Genomic DNA, 19,917 nt, shown 5'->3' with positions numbered 1-19,917 from the left:
AACTTTTTGGATGATTTATCATTCACTTGGCTAAAATAATATCTTTGTTTTTAATTTTAAGCCTATGAAAGTTTTATTACTGTATTTTTTAATTATAAATTTTACTGTCTTTATTATAGCAGGATATGACAAATATCAAGCACGGAAAAATAAACGCAGAATCCCTGAAAATACACTTTTTTCACTGGCTTTTTTTGGAGGTTCTATTGGTTTATTATTAGCAATGTTATTGTTCAGACATAAAACGAGTAAATCATCCTTTATCGTGAAGTTTTGCGGAATTTTGGGTATACAGATTACTCTTATAATTGTCTTCTTAAATTACAAAAAGTAGATATTAACAATGTTAATATCTAAAAAAGAACTTTATAATTACTGATATACAATGTTTTAAATAAAAACGCCGGACAAATTTAAAAATCCACCCGGTGTTTCTTTCAATAGGTGCGAAGCACCGAATTTTTTTGACTTTTTATGAACAGGCAATTTTATTTACCCTATTTTGATGTCTTCCTCCTTCAAATTCAGTATTCAAAAAAGTTTCAACCATTTCTACTGCTTGTGGAATTGATGTAAAACGCGCCGGAATGCTGATAATGTTAGCATCATTATGCAAACGGACTAAAACGGCAATTTCTTTACTCCAGCATAAACCGGCTCTTACTTTTGGATGTTTGTTCACTGTCATGGCTATTCCGTTTCCGCTTCCGCAGATAACGATTCCAAAATCAGCTTTTCCTTCAGATACATCAGTCGCAACCGGATGACCAAAATCAGGATAATCTACAGAATCCTCAGAATCTGTTCCGTAATTGGTTACTTCATATCCTTTTGCTTTAAGCATAGCTACAATTGCTTTTTTATACTCCGGTCCTGCGTGATCGTTTCCTATCGAAATTTTCATTTTAAATACTATTAAGTTGTGTCCTGCAAATTTAACCAAAGAATCCAGAAGTAATTCTATTTGAAAAAGAAAAGTTAGCTGCGATTACATAAATTTCAACTATTATTACATCCAGAAATTTCAGATTGTATTTTTCATCAGTGATTAAAATAGACTTTCTCTTATAACTTTGCATCATATTACTAATACTCATTTTAAGTTAAAATATACTATAAATATAAATCACTTTATATCAAAACATTATCGGTTATTAACAATTTTAACTTTGGTGTAAGTATTTCATAATCAGTAAGAAATAAATAAAATATTTGTTAAATTTTTGTGATGTTAATATAAGTTTGTAATTCGTTGATATTCAGTTAACTTTAAATTAACAGAAAATGTTAATAAGTTCAGATAGAAAATTAGAAGTTTTTTTTGGATGTTTAAAAAAAATACCTAATCCAAAACTGAAATTTAAAATACAAGAAAAGTTTCATGAATTTTTAGAAAAGTTATCAATATCAAAATTGCCATTTTCAACAATAATCCACATATCAACTTATTTACAAAATGAATTAAAATTTGGTTGTGAACCGTTGTTAATTAAAATACAAAAAGTCTTATAAATTAATCATTTAACAAAATATAAGTATGTTGATAACTCTATATAACTAAGAGTAACTTCATTTCAATACTTTTAAAAATAAAATTATTGCACATATTAACACACTATAATAACCATCAAAAATTAATTAAATTTAAAATTTTCTTTTTATTGTATTTAATATATGTTGACAACTTTGAAATTTAAAAGAGAAAAAAAAATTTTGAATTGAAATTTAGTTTGATTCAGACAATTTTGAGATTATTTAAAAATTGGTGAATTTTTTTAAACTGATCAATGTTTGATTTTCCGTGATTGCTTATTATAATTTTTATATTTACAGCTAAATTTTTTAAATCAATTCTTTTATGAAAAAAACTTTACTCTTAATTTTATTTCCTTTATTCAGTTTTAGCCAAGCTCAAATTGGTAACGACATATACGGAGATGCAGAAAATAATCAATTTGGTAGCAGCGTTGCTATTTCAGCAGATGGAACCATTATAGCAAGCGGTGGTATAGGTTTTAATACAGTAAGAGTATATAAAAATGTAGATGGTAGTTGGATACAGCTTGGTGCTGATCTTAAAAGCAGCTGGTTATCAGGTACTAGTATTTCACTTTCTAGTGATGGCACTATTATAGCAGTTGGTAACCCGGAAAATTCAAATAATGGAAATAATGCAGGAAGTGTTGATGTATATAAAAATGTAAGTGGTACCTGGACGACAATAGGAAATTTGTATGGTTTAACAGCGGGAGATTTTTTTGGAACTAGTGTTTCAATTTCTTCCGATGGTTCAATTTTAGGTATTGGCGCTTATAATAAAAATGGAAGCGCAGTTAAATCAGGCCAAGTAACTGTTTTTCAAAATATTTCAGGCAGCTGGACACAAATAGGAAATGCAATTAACGGTAAATTAGCCTCAGATCGATTTGGAAAAAAGCTTAAAATATCGGCTGATGGTTCTATTTTAGCAGTTGGTGCTCCTGAAAGTGATGGTAATGGGGAAGATTCAGGACAGGTAAGAGTATTTCAGAATATTTCAGGCAGTTGGATACAAATAGGAAATGATATTAATGGAGAAGGTGCCGGTGATTTGAGTGGTAATAATTTAGCACTATCTTCAGATGGAACTATTCTAGCAATTGGAGCTCCCAGAAATGATGGTAATGGATCAGATTCAGGTCACGTTAGGGTTTATTTTAATAATGCAGGTACCTGGAAACAAATAGGAAGTGATATCAATGGAGAAGAATATAGGGATTATAGTGGTCAGGATGTTTCTCTTTCTTCTGATGGAAAAATTTTAGCTGTTGGTGCCATTTATAATTATGGAAAAGCTGGAAAAAATACCGGACATGTTAGAACCTATCAAAATGTAGCAGGCGTCTGGAAAAAGTTTGGAGCTGATATTGATGGAACAGCTGTAGATGATAATAGTGGAGGAAGTGTTGCTCTTTCTTCAAATGGCAAAGTTTTAGTAATAGGAGCTGTAGCTAATGCACTAAAAGGTCCCTATACAGGTCAGGTTAGGGTGTTTAGTTTAACAGGTATGTTAAGTACAGATAAATTTGTTATGGATAACTTTAGTATATATCCTAATCCAGCATCAGAAGTAGTAAATATTAACTTAAGTGAAATTTTAACCTTAGAAAAAGTAAATATTTATAACACTTTAGGTCAATTGGTAAAAACAGAAAAAAGTAATGCTGTTTCAGTAAGTTCTTTATCAAACGGAACTTATTACTTTGAAATTATTACCGATAAAGGAAAAGGAACTAAGACTGTTTTAGTAAAATAGAAATAAATAAAAGTTTGAAAGCTGCCATAATGGTAGCTTTTTTTGTTTAAATAATTTTAAACGATTTTAAGAGGACTATTAAGATTATCCAGAATCTGCTGAACTTCTTCGAAATCTTCAGGATTAACTTTGAGTTTGATTCCACCCAATGCGCTAGTATACATTGGAACAACCGACAAAGTCATTTCGTTTTCAAAAAAATATGGAATTCCTTGCTGCTCTAATAAGTGTTTAAGAATGACCGTTTCATAGTCATAATTGAATATAGCAATAGTTTTAAAGCTTTCCATAAAGGTCTTTTTATAAAGGTACGAAATAAGCATTATTAAAATCTGGTATAAGCGTTAATTAAATATATCAACTAAAAATGACCTTTAAATAAAATTAAATAACTACCTACTAAAGTTATAATTTTAATAATTCTAATTGTTAAAATCTGTTATCTGGTATCTTATTTGTAATTTTAAACTTTATAAGAAAAGATATATGAGTAAGAAAATTAGAAAACCGATAAAAAATGAGAAAGATTTCTCAGGAAAAATACTGAAGATTTTATCGAAAAGCCCTAATAAAGCATTTAATTACAAACAAATAGCTGCAAAGCTTGAACTTGATGATACAAAAAGCAGAAACCAGATCATAAAAGACTTAAAAATAATGGCTGGTTCCAAAAAAATTATTGAATCTGAGCCTGGGAACTATTTGGTGAAAGCGGAGAGTCAGGATTATTACGAAGGAATAATAGATATGACAAGCCGTAAAACAGCTTATTTTATTTGTGAAGATTTTACCGAAGATGTTTTTATTCCGACCAATAATCTGAATCGCGCATTAGACAAAGACAAAGTTAAAGTTTACGTTTACAACCGAAGAAAAGGAAAAAGACCCGAAGGTGAAGTAATTGAAGTTGTTGAAAGAAACAAAACAGAATTCGTTGGAGTAATTGATATTCAGCCCAATTTTGCTTTTGTATCAACGGCAAATCCAAAAATGTATACCGATATTTTTATTCCTAAAGATAAAATAGGAGAAGCAGAAAATGGTGATGTTGTTTTAGTGAATATTGAAGATTGGCCAAAAAGAGCCGATAGTCCTTTTGGATCTGTAATTAAAGTTTTAGGAAAACCTGGAGAACATAATACAGAAATTCATGCGATTTTAGCAGAATATGGTTTACCATCTGATTTTCCGGTAGAAGTAGAGGTTTATGCACAAAAAATAGACACTTCAATTCAGGAATCTGAGATTGCAAAACGTCGTGACATGCGTAACACGCTTACGTTTACGATTGATCCCAAAGATGCCAAAGATTTTGATGATGCCTTGTCTTTCAAAAAGTTAGAAAACGGAAATTACGAAATTGGAGTTCATATTGCTGATGTTTCGTATTATTTAGAAGAAGGAACAATTTTGGATGATGAAGCTTATCAAAGAGCAACTTCGGTATATTTGGTAGATAGAGTAGTGCCAATGCTTCCTGAAGTTTTGTCTAATTTTGCCTGTTCACTTCGTCCAAATGAAGAGAAATATACGTTCTCTGCAGTATTCGAAGTTTCTCCAACAGCGCAGGTTATCAATCAATGGTTTGGCAGAACGGTAATTTATTCTGATCAGCGTTTTGCTTATGAAGAAGCACAATATATTATTGAAACAAAAGACAAGACAATTCCAATTGATATTTCGATTACAGGAGAATCGTATGTTGTTCCGGATGAAATTGTTGAAGCAACTTTAAAATTAGATGAATTAGCTAAGATTTTAAGAAAGAAAAGAATGCAGAATGGCGCAATTTCTTTTGACAAAGTAGAAGTAAAATTCAATCTTGATGCTCAAGGAGAACCAGAAGGTGTTTATTTTAAAGTTTCTAAAGATGCCAATCACTTGATTGAAGAGTTCATGCTTTTAGCCAACAGAAAAGTGGCGGAATATATTGGAAAACAAAAGAAAACATTTATTTATAGAATCCACGACGAACCAAACGAAGACAAATTAATTGCGATGGCAGGTGTAATTGCTAAATTTGGTTATAAAATTGATTTTCGTAACAAAGGGGATATTTCGAAGTCTTTGAATGCATTGATGGAAGAAGTTAACGGTAAAAAAGAGCAAAATCTTATTGATACCCTTGCTATTAGAAGTATGAGTAAAGCCAAATATTCGACAGATAATATTGGTCATTATGGTTTGGCTTTTGATTATTACAGTCATTTTACTTCGCCAATTCGTAGATATCCTGACGTTATGGTACATCGATTATTACAGTTTTATCTTGATGCAGGAAAATCTGTAGATGAAGAAATTTACGAAACAAAATGTCTGCATTGTTCGAATATGGAAAGTTTAGCGACTAATGCTGAAAGAGACAGTATCAAATATATGCAGGTGAAATACATGCAGGATCATCAGGACGAAGAATTTTTAGGAGTAATTTCAGGAGTTACAGAATGGGGAATTTATGTTGAAATTATTTCAAATAAATGTGAAGGTATGGTAAGAATCAGAGAAATAAAAGATGATTATTATACTTTTGATGAAAAGCAATATGCCTTGGTTGGAGCAACTTCAAACAGTATATTGCAATTAGGAGATGAAATTTACGTTAAAGTAAAAAATGCAGATTTAGTTAAAAAACAATTAGATTTTCATTTTTTACGAAGAGCTGAATAGTTGTTAAATTTAAAAATTTATAAAATGAAAAAATTAATTATAGTCGTTGCAATTTTAATTGTGCAATTGTCTTTTAGTCAGGTTACCAAAGAATTAGGAGATTTTGATTCGGTAAAAGTATTTGATAAATTACATGTAAAATTAGTTCAGTCATCTGAAAATAAAATTGTAATAAAAGGAGCAAGAGAATCAGAACTTGAAGTTGTTAACAAGTCAGGTTTATTAAAATTAAGAATGCCTTTTCCAAAATTATTATCAGGAGACGATTTAGATATTACATTATATTACAAACATATTGAGCTTATTGATGTTAATGAAGGGGCTTTGGTTTCCAGTGGTAAAGTTATAAAAGCAACTTCATTTAAAGTAAGTGCCCAGGAAGGTGGCAAAATTAATGTAGATTTGGATGTAGATAAACTAAATGTAAGTTCAGTTTCCGGTGGAGAAATTACTTTATCTGGTAAAGCTTCAAATCAGGTCGCAAAACTGGGAGCTGGAGGATATTTATTAGCAAGTAAATTAAATACATCTCAAACTACTGTAAGCGTTTCTGCTGGAGGAAAAGCAGATGTAAATGCTTCTACATTAGTTGATGCAAAAGTTAGCGCAGGAGGCTCTATTTACATTTATGGAAAGCCAAAACAAATTAATCAGAAGACTGTTTTTGGCGGAAAAATTGAAGAAGTAAAGTAAACTAATTATATTTTAATGATAAATGATATTGTAGCTGGGCTGCCATGGGGACTTTTTTTAAGTTTTATGGTAGGCCCGGTATTTTTTATACTATTAGAAACCAGTATTACCAAAGGCTTCAGAGCTGCTATAGTCTTTGATTTTGGTGTAGTACTGGGTGATGTATTTTTTATAGCAATTGCATATTTAGGAAGCTACAGATTAATTCAGAGTTTAAAAGACAAGCCAGCTCTTTTTATCTTTGGAGGTATAATTATGTTAGCATACGGCATAATTTCTTTTGTAAGATTAAAGAATGAAGAAAAAATTGACGATGAAGAAATAGATAGGGATATCATTAAAAGAAATTACGGAAGTTTGTTCATAAAAGGCTTTTTACTAAACGTTATCAACATTGGAGTACTAGGTTTTTGGTTAGCGGTAATTATTTCTGTCGGACCAAAATTAGAAATGCAAAACTCCAGAATGTTTACTTTTTTTACTTCTGTTATTATCACTTATTTATTGGTTGATTGTCTTAAAATTTTACTAGCCAAACAATTAAAATCTAAAATGACACCAACCAATATCTTAAAGATTAAAAAAGGTATCAGTATAGTTCTAATGATTTTTGGATTTGTTTTGATGATTCAAGGCTGGTTTCCGAAAGAAAAAGAAATGGTTAAAAATGCTTTTGAGAAGATTGAGAAGTAGACGAATTATTATGATTAAAAAACTACTTTTATTCTTCTTTTTTTCTTTCTCGTTAAATAGTATAGCACAAAAAGATTCTGTAGTTGTTGATAAACCCAGTATAGCTGTAGTTTCTGCTGATAAATTAAATGTTGTTTACAGAGGAGTTTTAAATCCAATTTCTATTGCGGTTCCAAATTGTAAATCTTTTACTGCTTCTGGTTCAGGGTTAAATAAAAATAAGGAAGGAAAATATTATCTTTCTCCTGGTCAGGGACTTTACTCCATAATTAAAGTTGATATTATATTAAATGATAATTCAATAATTAGTGAAGAGCATAAATTTAAGATAAAACAAATTAATAATCCTTTAGCAACTATTAACGAAAAAAGCTGTTATCAAAAATGTATTTTAGAAATGACAAGAAATGAACTTTCTAATGCTACAATTGGTTTTAGTTTACCACAAGATTTGCTTTTTGATATGGATCTTTCTAATTATAAAATAAACAGCTTTATTGTAAAATTACCTCACAATGTAAAGATATTTATTTCTGGTAATCAGGTAAGTAAGGAAGTTTTAGATAAAATTAAAAAATTGAAAAAAGGATCAATTTTTTCAATTACTGATATCGGATATTCTTTCCCTGGATCTGAAAATTATCTTTTACCAAGACTTCTTCCAATCAAAATTATGGTTGTAGAAGAAGAAATAAAAGAAAATTATTATGAAAGTAAAGAGTTTATCAGAGATAGTATTCGAAGAATAAAAAATGAAAAGAAACTTTTAAAAAGATAATTAAATCCTCTGATTTTCAGAGGATTTTTTGTGCTTAATCAGTAATTTTATCATCTGCCTGATTAGAAATGACACAGATGCAAAAAAATTAAATATAAAAAAAACTTCAAATTGCTTTAGAGGTTTTGAGGTATCGTCCGAATTCGAAGCAATATTTTTAATTAATTTTTTTAAAAATTAGACATAAAAAAACCTCTAAATTGCTTTAGAGGTTTTAGAGGCATCGTCCGGATTCGAACCGGAGTAGGAGCTTTTGCAGAGCCCAGCCTAGCCGCTCGGCCACGACGCCATTGCTTGAACGGATGGCAAAAGTAACCAAAATCTTTAAAATTCAAAAGTTTAAAGTAAAGTATTTTAAAAATTTACTGAAATGTATTCAAAAATTACTTTCTAATTTCCGTCATTTTTATAGTAACTGATTCAACATCACCACCAATAGGAGGATTTATTTTTGAAACCCAAACTGTTGTTTTTTCTGCAGTTTCTATTTCAGCAAGTACACGAATATTGATTCTTTTGGCCACATGTTCTAGTAAATGCGAACGAATTGCCATTTCTTCAGTCACAATTTTATTCAAATGAACATAGTCAACAGTATCCAAAAGATGATCTGTTTCAGCCGATTTTTGAAGATTAGTTTTCACTTTTAGATCGACTGTGTAGTCAGATCCTATTTTTCCTTCTTCAATCATACATCCGTGGTAGGAAAAAGTTCGGATGTTTTTTAGTTTAATAACTCCCATTTTTGTATTGTTTCACGTTTAAAGTTTCAGGTTTTGCGCCACTTAAATAACTTTAAATCTGAAACCTGAAACCTTTTTTTTATCTTTGCTAAAATTACTATAAATAATGGCATCAGAAGAGAAATCACTCAATTTTATTGAACAAATCATAGAAGAAGATCTGAAATTAGGTCTGTCAAATTCTAAATTACGTTTTCGTTTTCCACCCGAACCAAATGGTTATTTACACATTGGACACGCAAGTTCTATTGCATTAAATTTTGGTTTAGGAATTGATTATCAGTCACCTGTAAATTTGCGTTTTGATGATACCAATCCTGAAAAAGAAGAACAGGAATTTGTTGATGCCATTAAAAAAGATGTAGAATGGTTAGGCTATAAGTGGACAGAAGAGCGTTATGCTTCTGATTATTTTCAGCAACTATATGACTGGGCAGTTTTATTAATTAAAAAAGATAAAGCCTATGTTGACAGCCAGTCTTCTGAAGATATGGCGATTCAAAAAGGAACACCATCAACTGAAGGTGTTAATAGCCCTTATAGAAATCGTTCTGTAGAAGAAAATTTAGAGTTATTCGAAAGAATGAAAAGCGGTGAATTTGAAGCAGGTACTCATATTCTTCGTGCCAAAATTGACATGAAATCTACCAATATGTTAATGCGTGATCCTATCATGTACAGGATCTTGCATAAGCATCATCATAGAACAGGGGATACCTGGAAAATTTACCCAATGTACGATTGGGCACACGGTCAAAGCGATTATTTAGAAGCCATTTCACATTCATTTTGCACACTGGAATTCTTGCCTCATCGTGAATTATACGATTGGTTTTTAGATCAGATCATTGATGAAAATCAGATTCGTCCAAAGCAAAGAGAATTTGCAAGACGTAACTTATCACATACCGTTGTTAGTAAAAGAAAATTACAGCAACTAGTTAAAGAAAAGCATGTTAACGGTTGGGATGATCCAAGAATGTCAACTATTTCCGGATTAAGAAGACGAGGTTATACAGCTGCTTCATTGCGTAATTTTGCTAATACAATTGGTATTGCAAAACGTGATAATTTGATCAATGTATCCGTTTTAGAATTTTGTATTCGTGAAGATTTGAACAAAATCGCACCTCGTGTAATGGCCGTTTTAGATCCTGTAAAATTGGTAATTACAAATTATCCTGAAGGAAAAGAAGAGTGGCTGGAAGCTGAAAATAATCAGGAAGATGAAAATGCTGGTTTCAGAAAAGTGCCTTTTTCTCGTGAATTATATATCGAAAGAGAAGACTTTTTAGAAGAAGCTCCGGCGAAGTTTTTCCGTTTGACTTTAGGAAAAGAAGTGCGTCTTAAAAATGCGTATATCATTAAATGTGAGGCAGCTCAAGATGTTAAAAAAGATAATAATGGAAATATTACAGAAATTCATGTTACTTATGATACTGATTCTTTGAGTGGAAGTGGGACAGAAGCAAGCCAAAGAAAAGTTTCCGGAACATTGCACTGGGTTTCTATTCAGCATGCAGTTGAAGCTGAAGTTCGACTATATGATCGTTTGTTTACAGATGAAGCACCAGACAGTTATAAGGATAAAAATTTCTTAGATTTTGTAAATCCAAATTCATTAGAAATTGTAAAAGGATTCGTTGAACCAAGTTTGGCTACAGCTCAAAATGAAGATAAATTTCAGTTTCAACGTTTGGGTTATTTTACTGTTGATAAAGACTCAACTCCTTCAAAATTAGTATTTAACAAAACTGTTGGATTAAAAGATGCCTGGGAAGAAAAAGGTAAAAAAGAAGAGAACAGTATCAATAATTCTTTAAAAGACATCAACAAATATTTTAAAGTTGAAACGGATGAAGAACGTGAGGAAATTGCAAATACAATAGGTTTAAGTATACAAAATGTATCTAGTTTTTCTTTATTACAAAATTCATTTAAGAGAAATATCAACAATAATAAAGGCTCACTCTTATTTGCTCATTTCATTTTAAAGTATTCTCATTTAGATTATTATGATTTTGAAGAAGAAGATATTAAAAAATTATTTTCAATGTCATTGAGAAGTGAGTCTACATATGTACGTAGAGAAGCACTTTGGAAATCAAGAGATTTGAAAGAAATTGAATTAAGAAATAGTTTTTATAGTGATTTTTTAAAATTAAAAGAAAATATTCCTAAAAATGCTTCGGAAAGTGAAATCTTAGTTATATCTGAAATTACTAATATTTACAAATAAATATAATCTATTGAAAAGCGCTTTTTATAAGCGCTTTTTTATTATTTATGTTTTCTATATAAAATATATTTTTAATAAATATTTTATATTAAAAGTAGCCTTCATAAATTGATTTTAAAAGGTTTTTTTATTTCTTCCGATATAGAATTCATCTTTTTTAAAATAGTTAAAATAAACGCTTTATTTTAATTTTAGCTCTTCTTTTAGCCATCTTTACAGCTTATTAACAATGGAATGTTTATAAAGTTGCTATCTAAGATTTAGTTTTAAAAAATGTATGGATTTCTTCAAAATAAATGATGAAATTATATTAAATCAATTTTATTTATAATTTTGTATATTTTAAAGATTATATTTATTATATATTAAATCTATTGTTTTTTTAATTTTAATAGATTATTTAAACTAAAAGTGACCTTCATAATTTAATTTTAAGACCTTTTTTTACTTATTTCATCTCTTAACTCATCTTTTGAATAATTGTTGATTTTTGAGCTTTATTTTAATTTTCGCCATCGTTTTTGTCGGTTTAACGGGTTGTTAACATACAATTGTTTATAAAGTTGCTATTTTTATCCAAAGATCAAATCTGAAATTTATAATTAAAAAAAGCACTTTAGGAATCGAATCTGGTTTTTTAAAAAATTGAAAAATTTACTTTTTTGTTTTTATAATTTATTCAATGCTGATTTCTGAAATTGGTTTTATCATTTATAAATTTTTATTTTTATCATTTTTTATTCCTCAAATTTAATTGGAATGAAGTATGTATTTTTCAGAAGTATATACGGCTGAAATAAGCTTTAAGTTTTTTGCGTGTATTATTGAAAAGTATTAGAGGCTATTGCTTATGTTTATTAACTTTATGTAAATTACTTTTAGACAATATTTTAGAATATCAAAAATTAGTATCTTTATTAATCATTTAAATTAAATATTATGTCAAACAATTCAAATACTATTGCAGCAATTTTGGCCGGAGCAGCAGTAGGAGCAGCTATAGGAATTTTGTTAGCTCCTGATAAAGGCTCAAACACAAGAGCAAAAATTAAAGAAAATCTGGGAGATACTGCCAACAATTTAAAAGACTCCTTAGAAGCAAGTTCAGAAGTTTTGCGTGAAAAATTTGCAAGTGCTACAGAGAATCTTGATGGAACTTTTGATGAATTACTTTCAAATGTAAGCCATAAAACAGAAGAAGTTATTTCTTTTTTAGAATCTAAACTAGCTGATTTGAAGACGCAAAACGCTAAATATCAAAAGTAATAATCCAGGCAACACAAAACTTACCTGATTTATAGTTGATATAATTTTTTTATAATATTTGATATTCAGTTTGTAATCAGTTTGTTTTGTGTTTCTTTTTTAATGAAATTTAAAATTATGGCTTTTGAAGAATTAAAAGAAAATACAGAGAATATTCAGGAAAGTACCAAAGCTTATATTGACAGTAATTTAGCGTATTATAAACTCTGGGGATTTAAGGTTGCGATGAAATCAACAACTTTAATTTTTAAATTTACTTTGATTTTATTGTGTTTTAGTATGGTTCTTATTTTTGGATCTTTTGCCGCAGCGTATGCTTTTGGTTCTTTATTTGAAAGTAATGCACTCGGATTTTTAGCAGTAGGAGGGATCTATTTTGTGTTTACAATTTTACTTTTTTTTATAAAAGACAAGTTTGTTGAAGGTCCGATTTTAGAGAAATTTTCTGAAATCTTTTTTAACGATTAATTTATGGAAGTAAAAAAATACTCATCGTATGCTGAAATAGAAAAAGATCTTGAAATTTTAAAACTCGAAAAAGAAATCAGTTATCAGAAATTGGTTTTAAGTTTTCAAAAAACTAGAGAAAATATTACACCACAAAATGTTATGAATGGCATTTTTTCTTCATTCAAAGATTACCTTTCAAATTCTTATGGAAGTATTTTTCAATCGATTTTACCTTATATAATCGGTTGGTTTATAAATAAAAAAAGAGGCAATTGAGCCTCTTTTTCGTTTTTGATATTTATTAATTTTCTGGAGTTATATCATCTTCATAACCGCTTTGTGGCTGTATTGGTTTTGGTTTCTCCACTTTTTTATTGTTTTTCTTCATCATTTCCCCAACTTGGTTAGATGCTGAGAATGAAGCTACCATATTATTCAACATATCACTTCCTGCTTGTGGTGAATTAGGCAACAAAATTAAATTAGAATTAGCATCAGCTCCAATTGCCTGAAGCGTATCATAATGTTGAGTGACAACAATTAGGGCAGAAGCTTCCTGGGAATTTATTCCAACATTATTCAAAACTTCAACACTTTCTACTAAACCTCTTGCAATTTCACGACGCTGATCTGCAATACCCTGACCTTGTAAACGTTTACTTTCTGCTTCGGCTTTTGCTTTAGCAACGATTCTGATTCTTGAACTTTCAGCTTCAAATTCTGCAGCTGTTTTTTCTCTGTCGGCAGCGTTGATTCTGTTCATTGCATTTTTTACCTGGATATCCGGATCAATATCCGTAACCAAAGTATTGATGATATCATAACCATATGTAGTCATAGCTTCGTTCAATTCTCTTTTTACAGCTATGGCGATATCATCTTTTCTTTCAAAAACATCATCCAGTTTTAGTTTTGGAACTTCGGCACGAACGACATCAAAAACATACGCCGTGATCTGATCGTGAGGATATTCCAGTTTATAAAAAGCATCGTATACTTTTTCCTGAATAACTTTAAACTGTACCGAAACTTTCATTTTGATAAAAACGTTGTCTTTGGTTTTGGTTTCAATAATAACATCTAACTGTTGAATTTTTAGATTTACTCTTCCGGCAATTCTGTCAACAACCGGAATTTTAAGTTGCAAACCTGAATTTCTAACACTCTGAAATTTTCCAAATCTTTCGATAATTACAGAGGATTGTTGTTTTACTGTAAAGAATGACGATAGGAAAATAAAGAATGCAATTACAAAAATGATAATGAATGGGATACTCATAGTGATATTGATTTAAGTTTTTAGGTGCGGTAAATTACGAAATTTCTTCGGGTTTGAATATAAAAAAACGCTAAGAACATTTTATTAATGTTACTTAGCGTTTGCATTTTGAAAGTATATTTTTTTACAAAGAACTTATTGCCTTCTGAATCCTAGATATAGTTTCTTCTTTTCCGATGATTTCAACAATGTCAAATAGGTGAGGGCCTTTTAAAGCTCCAACCAAACTTAAACGAAAAGGCTGCATCACTTTGCCAATTCCAATTTCGTTTTTAGTTAACCAGTCTTTTACAATTGCTTCAATATTTGCTGAATCAAAACCATCAATATATTCTAGAGTTGAAATCAATTCCTGCATTAAAGCCGGTGTTTCTTCTTTCCAGTTTTTGCTTGCTTTTTCATCGTATGATGTTGGTGCGTGGAAAAAGAAATCTGTTAAATCCCAAAATTCAGAAACAAAATGAGCACGTTCTTTTATCAAAGAAACAATTCTTGTAATATCAAATTTAGAAATATCAATTCCTTTTTCTACTAAAATAGGAGTGAAGCTTTTCGCTAAATCTGCATCATTTTGTTTAATTAAATATTGGTGATTGAACCATTTGTTTTTCTCCGGATCAAATTTTGCTCCCGATTTGTGAACTCGGTTTAAGTCAAACGACTCTACTAATTCCTCTAAAGAAAATAATTCCTTATCAGTTCCGTCATTCCATCCTAAAAGAGCAAGAAAATTTATAACTGCTTCCGGGAAAAATCCTTTCTCTCTGTAACCTGATGAAATGCCTTCTTCCGTTTTCCATTCTAATGGAAACACAGGAAATCCTAATTTGTCACCATCTCTTTTAGATAATTTTCCGTTTCCAACAGGTTTTAAAATCAAAGGTAAATGTGCAAATTCCGGAGCATCCCAACCAAAAGCTCTGTATAATAAAACGTGTAGTGGCATAGACGGCAACCATTCTTCTCCACGAATTACATGTGAAGTTTCCATTAAATGATCATCAACAATATTAGCTAAATGATAAGTTGGCATTCCGTCACTTTTAAATAATACTTTATCATCAAGAAGATTCGTTTCGAATTTTACATCACCACGAATGATATCTTTCAAGTGTAAAGTTTCATCAACCGGAGTTTTAAAACGGATCACATAATGTTCTCCATTTGCAATTCTTTTAGAAACTTCTTCTGCAGAAATTACCAAAGACGTATCTAACTTTTCACGATTATGATGATTGTAAATAAATGTTTTTCCTTCGGCTTCGTGTTGTTTTCTATGTGCATCTAAAGCTTCGGGAGTATCAAAAGCATAATACGCCCAACCAGAATTGATCAATTGATCAGCATATTGTTGGTATAAATCTTTACGATCACTTTGTCTGTACGGACCAAATTTTTCATTTTTTGCAACGGTTTCATCAGGCGAAATTCCTAACCATTCTAAAGCTTCCATAATATAAGCCTCAGCTCCCGGAACAAAACGAGTCTGATCTGTATCTTCAATCCTCAGATAAAAAACACCGTTATGTTTTTTGGCAAATAAATAATTAAATAGGGCAGTACGAACTCCGCCAATATGTAGAGGTCCTGTTGGACTTGGTGCAAAACGCACACGAACTTGCTTTAACATTTGTATAAATTTTGATGCAAAGATACAACTCTGAATTAGAAAATTAGAAAATGTGTATAATGAGATAATGCCTTGTTTGTAGCTTAATTGACTAATTTTCTAATGGGTCATTTTCTAATTAAAATTACTACTTTTATGGGTTATAAATTAAACAGATTCATTTTGAAAACATCATCTGCCATATATCAAAAGCTGGAAGCTTTTATTAAAAAATATTATACGAATGAATTGATAAAAGGAATACTTCTTTTTACCGGTTTTGGACTTTTGTATTTTTTATTTACGCTTTTTATTGAGTATTTCCTTTGGTTAAAACCCCTCGGAAGAACACTTTTATTTTGGCTTTTTATAGGAGTAGAAGTTTATCTTTTGTTTCGTTTTATTCTGTTTCCAGTATTTAAGTTATTCAAACTTCAAAAAGGAATAGATTATAATCAGGCTTCTGCCATTATTGGAAATCATTTTACTGAAGTGAGTGATAAGCTGACAAACTTTTTACAGCTTTCGGCTTATGAGAATTCAGCAGAAAGTTCAGAGTTGATGTTGGCTTCGATAGAGCAAAAAGCAAATTCGCTACAACCAATTCCGTTTGGAAATGCAATCAATTTTAATTCAAACAGAAAGTATTTGCCATTAGCACTTATTCCAATTTTACTTTTTGTAGTGTTTTATATTTCAGGAAACAGCAATATTATTTCTCAAAGTTTAAATAGAGTAGTGCATTTTAATGCTACATTTTTACCTCCGGCGCTTTTCAAATTTGTGGTGCTAAATCAAAATTTGCAAACAGAACAGAACAAAGATTTTGTTGTAAAAATGGAATCTGTTGGAAACATCGTTCCCGAAAATGTGATGATTCATATTGGTGATGAAAGTTATTTTATGGAATCTTCTCAGCCAGGAAAGTTTGAATTCAAGTTTGAAAAACCAGTTGACAATGTTTCTTTTTCTTTTGAAGGAAATTCAGTTTCATCTGAAGAATACGAATTAAAAGTAATCACAGTTCCATCAATCGCCAACTTCGAAATGGTTCTGAATTTTCCATCTTACTTAAAAAAGAAATCAGAAACCATTCAGGGAACCGGAAATGCTATCGTTCCTGAAGGTACTTTGGTAACCTGGAAAATGAATACACAGTCGACTCAGGAGATTGTTTGGAAGGATGAAAACGCAACTTTTAAGTTTAACAAGGCTGAAAATGAGTTTAAATTAAGTAAAAATATTGGTCAAAATACAGAATATCAAATTCTTACTTCTAATAATAAGGTTAAAAACTATGAGAAATTAGATTATCACTTGTCAGTTATCAAGGATCAACACCCAACAATTACTGTTTCTCCTGCGCCGGATAGTTTAAAGCTGGATAAGAATTATGTTTTAGGAAGACTTGGTGATGATTACGGATTATCAAAATTGCAGATAGTTTACTACGAACGTAACAAACCTCAAACAGCAAAGCGTGGAACTATTCCGGTAAAGCAAGCTGTATTTGATCAGTTCGTTTTTTCTTTTCCAAGCAACTTGACAGTTGAAGAAGGAGTATCTTATGAATACTATTTTGAAGTTTTTGATAACGATGCACCACATCATTTTAAGAGTACAAAGTCTTCTGTTTTTTCAGACAGAGTATCTACTACAGATGAAATTCACGATCTGGAATTGCAACAGCAAAATCAAAACATTAATAGTTTATCTAAATCATTAAAAAATCAAACTAAGCAAATTTCCGAAATGGATAAAATCCAGAATACAGGAAAAGAAAAAGATAATTTAGAATTTAAAGATCAGCAAAAAATTAATGATTTTATTAAACGTCAAAAACAACAAGACGAAATGATGAAACAATTTGCTGAAAAAATGAATAAGGATTTAGATAAATTCAAAGACGATAAAAAGGACAAAACTTCAGAAGATTTACAAAAGCGTTTAGAGGATGCAGATAAAGATTTAGAGAAAAATCAGAAATTATTGGATGAATTGAAGAACCTAAATGATAAATTAAACAGCGAAGAACTGTTTGATAAAATGGAAAAGTTCAAACAAATCAGTAAAAATCAATCTAGAAATTTAGAACAATTAGTTGAATTAACCAAAAGATTTTACGTAGAAAAGAAAGCAGGACAAGTTGCAGAAAAATTAGATAAGCTTGCAGAAAAACAAGAACAGCTTTCTAATAAAGATAAAGAAAACACATCTGAGAAGCAGGAAGAAATCAATAAAGCATTTGATAAAATTCAGGAAGATTTAAAAGACTTAAAAGAAGAAAATAAAACATTAAAATCTCCTCTTGATATTCCTTCTGATGCATCAAAAGAAAAAGATGTGAAAGATGATTTGCAGAAAGCATCAGAAGAATTGAACAAAAAAAAATCATCTTCGGCTAAACCAAAACAGAAAAGTGCAGCAAAGAAAATGAAGAGTATGGCACAACAAATGGACTCCAGTATGGAAGGTGGAGAACAAGAACAGCTTGAAGAAGATGTTGCAATGCTTCGCCAGATTCTGGATAATTTGCTGGCTTATTCCTTATCACAGGAAAATGTAATGAAACAATTTAAGTCTATGAAATTGGGTTCTTCTATATATACGAAGAATATAAAAGTGCAGCAAAATTTAAAACAACAGTTCAAACATGTTGATGATAGTTTGTTTGCTTTGTCTTTAAGAAACCCAAAAGTAGCTGAAGATGTAACCAAGGAAATTGGAAACGTACAATATAATATAGACAAAGCGATCGAATCTTTAACAGATGTTCAGGTTCCAAAAGGAGTTTCTCACCAACAATATGCAGTTTCATCTGCCAACAAGTTAGCTGACTTTTTGAGCGATTTATTAAACAACATGCAAATGTCAATGTCGAAACCGGGATCAGGAAAACCAAAGCCGGGTGATGGACAAGGAATGCAATTACCAGACATTATCAAAAAACAAAAAGGGCTTGCTGATAAAATGAAAGATGGAATGAAGCCAGGTGATAAACCAGAAGATAAACCGGGACAAGGTCAGGGTCAAAAACAAGGACAAGGAAAAAGTGGTCAGGGAAAAGATGGAAAAGAAGGTCAGGGAAATAGTGGTAATAATGGCTCTTCAGGAAAAGATAGTAAAAATGGGAAAGGAGAAAAGAATAATAATGAAGGAGAAGATGGAGAAGGGGACGCTGAAAAGATAATGGAGATTTACAAAGAGCAAGTTAAACTTCGTGAAGAGTTGCAAAAAGAGTTAGCTAAAAAAGGATTAGATTCTCAGGGAAGACCTGTTATTGAACAAATGAAACAATCTGAAAAGCAACTTTTGAATAAAGGATTTAAGAATGAGAACTTGCAAAGAATCTTAAATATACAACAAGAATTATTAAAATTAAATAATGCTGTTCAGCAACAAGGTCAGGACACGAAGCGTCAGTCTGAAACAAACAAAACTGAATTTACAAACAAAACAAATGCGTTACCAAGCTCATTATTGGATTATTTAAATAGTGTAGAGATTTTAAACAGACAATCGCTACCTTTGCGCTCAAATTTTAACCAAAAGGTTCAAGAATATTTTAATACCAAATGATCAATTTTAATTACGAAACAGATTTTAATTTAGAAAACGAAGAAGCCTTTACTGATTGGTTGAGCGCTGTAATTGTTTCTGAAAAGAAAAAGGAAGGAGAGGTAAATTACATTTTTTGTGATGATGAATATCTTCATAAGATCAATGTAGAATATCTGAATCACGATACATTAACAGATATCATCAGTTTTGATTATACAGTTGGAAACGAATTAAACGGTGATATTTTTGTTTCTGTTGAAAGAGTAGAAGACAATGCAAAGGATTTCAATGTTTCTTTTGATGAAGAATTGAAACGAGTTTTAGCTCACGGCATATTACATTATTGCGGATATAAAGATAAAACAGATAAGGATGCAGAGTTAATGCGTTCCAAAGAAGATGAAAAAATAGCGATGTTCCACGTGAAACTTTAACTTAAATAGCTCTTTTTTAAAGTTTAAAATTGATGTTCCACGTGAAACATTGTTCTAAATTTTATATCAAATAATTAAACGTTCCACGTGGAACGTTTTTTTAAGTTTTAGATTTTTATTAAATTCGTTCCACGTGGAACATGAAAATCTTTGTTTCAAGTCTAAGGTTTAATTAGTTAATTGTTCCACGTAAAACAGTTTAAATTCGAA

The 19,917-nt window shown here is 30.5% G+C and carries 17 protein-coding genes and 1 tRNA gene; 12 read left to right on the top strand and 6 right to left on the bottom strand.

From position 1 onward, the window contains the following. Positions 1-64: 64 nt before the first annotated feature. Entirely contained in the window at positions 65-334 is a 270-nt protein-coding gene (locus BXU10_RS07085) for a DUF1294 domain-containing protein (protein ID WP_078226742.1), read from the top strand. 138 nt (positions 335-472) lie between these two features. Here the strand turns inward: BXU10_RS07085 and rpiB are convergent, their stop codons facing one another. Then, a complete protein-coding gene (gene rpiB, locus BXU10_RS07080) occupies positions 473-904 on the bottom strand; it encodes a ribose 5-phosphate isomerase B (protein ID WP_078226741.1) in 432 nt (143 codons plus the stop codon). A gap of 954 nt (positions 905-1,858) precedes the next feature. Here rpiB and BXU10_RS07070 point away from each other — a divergent pair. Beyond that, positions 1,859-3,295: a T9SS type A sorting domain-containing protein gene (locus tag BXU10_RS07070; RefSeq protein ID WP_078226739.1), complete on the top strand. Its 1,437-nt coding sequence runs from the start codon at positions 1,859-1,861 to the stop codon at positions 3,293-3,295. A 56-nt stretch (positions 3,296-3,351) separates the two neighbouring features. Here the strand turns inward: BXU10_RS07070 and BXU10_RS07065 are convergent, their stop codons facing one another. Further along, positions 3,352-3,585 (bottom strand): putative signal transducing protein, encoded by a 234-nt coding sequence (locus BXU10_RS07065; RefSeq protein WP_078226738.1) that lies wholly within the window; start codon positions 3,583-3,585, stop codon positions 3,352-3,354. Between the two features lie 196 nt (positions 3,586-3,781). Between BXU10_RS07065 and rnr the strand changes: the two genes are divergently transcribed. Genes rnr through BXU10_RS07045 form a run of 4 tightly spaced genes read left to right on the top strand, consistent with a single transcriptional unit; the run spans position 3,782 to position 8,126 of the window. Beyond that, on the top strand, positions 3,782-5,962 hold the full coding sequence (rnr, locus tag BXU10_RS07060; RefSeq protein WP_078226737.1) for a ribonuclease R: 2,181 nt from the start codon (positions 3,782-3,784) through the stop codon (positions 5,960-5,962). Positions 5,963-5,986: 24 nt separating this feature from the next. After that, a complete protein-coding gene (locus tag BXU10_RS07055; protein WP_078227932.1) occupies positions 5,987-6,655 on the top strand; it encodes a head GIN domain-containing protein in 669 nt (222 codons plus the stop codon). A gap of 15 nt (positions 6,656-6,670) precedes the next feature. After that, on the top strand, positions 6,671-7,348 hold the full coding sequence (locus tag BXU10_RS07050; protein WP_078226736.1) for a LysE family translocator: 678 nt from the start codon (positions 6,671-6,673) through the stop codon (positions 7,346-7,348). Positions 7,349-7,358: 10 nt separating this feature from the next. Continuing rightward, positions 7,359-8,126 carry a GldM family protein gene (locus tag BXU10_RS07045; protein ID WP_180908691.1) on the top strand — a complete coding sequence of 256 codons (768 nt, stop codon included), beginning with the start codon at positions 7,359-7,361 and terminating at the stop codon, positions 8,124-8,126. 218 nt (positions 8,127-8,344) lie between these two features. Here the strand turns inward: BXU10_RS07045 and BXU10_RS24895 are convergent. Both BXU10_RS24895 and folB read right to left on the bottom strand, forming a co-directional pair. After that, positions 8,345-8,415: transfer RNA gene (locus tag BXU10_RS24895), tRNA-Cys, on the bottom strand. A gap of 94 nt (positions 8,416-8,509) precedes the next feature. Further along, positions 8,510-8,869 carry a dihydroneopterin aldolase gene (gene folB, locus BXU10_RS07040; protein ID WP_031453827.1) on the bottom strand — a complete coding sequence of 120 codons (360 nt, stop codon included), beginning with the start codon at positions 8,867-8,869 and terminating at the stop codon, positions 8,510-8,512. Between the two features lie 106 nt (positions 8,870-8,975). Here folB and BXU10_RS07035 point away from each other — a divergent pair, with 106 nt between their 5' ends. The 4 genes from BXU10_RS07035 (at position 8,976) to BXU10_RS07020 (ending at position 13,100) form a co-directional block, all read left to right on the top strand. Continuing rightward, positions 8,976-11,108: a glutamine--tRNA ligase/YqeY domain fusion protein gene (locus tag BXU10_RS07035; RefSeq protein WP_078226734.1), complete on the top strand. Its 2,133-nt coding sequence runs from the start codon at positions 8,976-8,978 to the stop codon at positions 11,106-11,108. 939 nt (positions 11,109-12,047) lie between these two features. Beyond that, on the top strand, positions 12,048-12,374 hold the full coding sequence (locus BXU10_RS07030) for a YtxH domain-containing protein (protein ID WP_031453825.1): 327 nt from the start codon (positions 12,048-12,050) through the stop codon (positions 12,372-12,374). 117 nt (positions 12,375-12,491) lie between these two features. Then, entirely contained in the window at positions 12,492-12,842 is a 351-nt protein-coding gene (locus BXU10_RS07025) for a competence protein (RefSeq protein WP_078227931.1), read from the top strand. A 3-nt stretch (positions 12,843-12,845) separates the two neighbouring features. Then, a complete protein-coding gene (locus BXU10_RS07020; RefSeq protein WP_078226733.1) occupies positions 12,846-13,100 on the top strand; it encodes a DUF6327 family protein in 255 nt (84 codons plus the stop codon). Between the two features lie 25 nt (positions 13,101-13,125). Here the strand turns inward: BXU10_RS07020 and BXU10_RS07015 are convergent, their stop codons facing one another. Beyond that, the gene (locus BXU10_RS07015) at positions 13,126-14,103 is read right to left on the bottom strand and encodes an SPFH domain-containing protein (protein ID WP_078226732.1); all 978 of its coding nucleotides are present in this window, start codon (positions 14,101-14,103) and stop codon (positions 13,126-13,128) included. 124 nt (positions 14,104-14,227) lie between these two features. Further along, the gene (gene gltX, locus BXU10_RS07010; protein WP_078226731.1) at positions 14,228-15,733 is read right to left on the bottom strand and encodes a glutamate--tRNA ligase; all 1,506 of its coding nucleotides are present in this window, start codon (positions 15,731-15,733) and stop codon (positions 14,228-14,230) included. Positions 15,734-15,868: 135 nt separating this feature from the next. On the opposite strand from gltX, the gene BXU10_RS07005 reads away from it, so the two are divergent. Both BXU10_RS07005 and ybeY read left to right on the top strand, forming a co-directional pair. Beyond that, positions 15,869-19,291, top strand: a complete 3,423-nt coding sequence (locus tag BXU10_RS07005) for a DUF4175 family protein (protein WP_223255403.1) — start codon at positions 15,869-15,871, stop codon at positions 19,289-19,291. Then, entirely contained in the window at positions 19,288-19,707 is a 420-nt protein-coding gene (gene ybeY, locus BXU10_RS07000) for an rRNA maturation RNase YbeY (protein WP_078226730.1), read from the top strand. Before BXU10_RS07005 ends, ybeY begins: the two co-directional genes overlap by 4 nt. The last annotated feature ends 210 nt before the right edge of the window (positions 19,708-19,917 follow it).

The organism is Flavobacterium sp. LM4 (assembly GCF_002017935.1).
GTDB classification, from domain to species: Bacteria; Bacteroidota; Bacteroidia; order Flavobacteriales; family Flavobacteriaceae; genus Flavobacterium; species Flavobacterium chungangense.
Note: the sequence above shows the minus strand (reverse complement) of the source record. Positions and strands in the feature narration are given on the sequence as shown.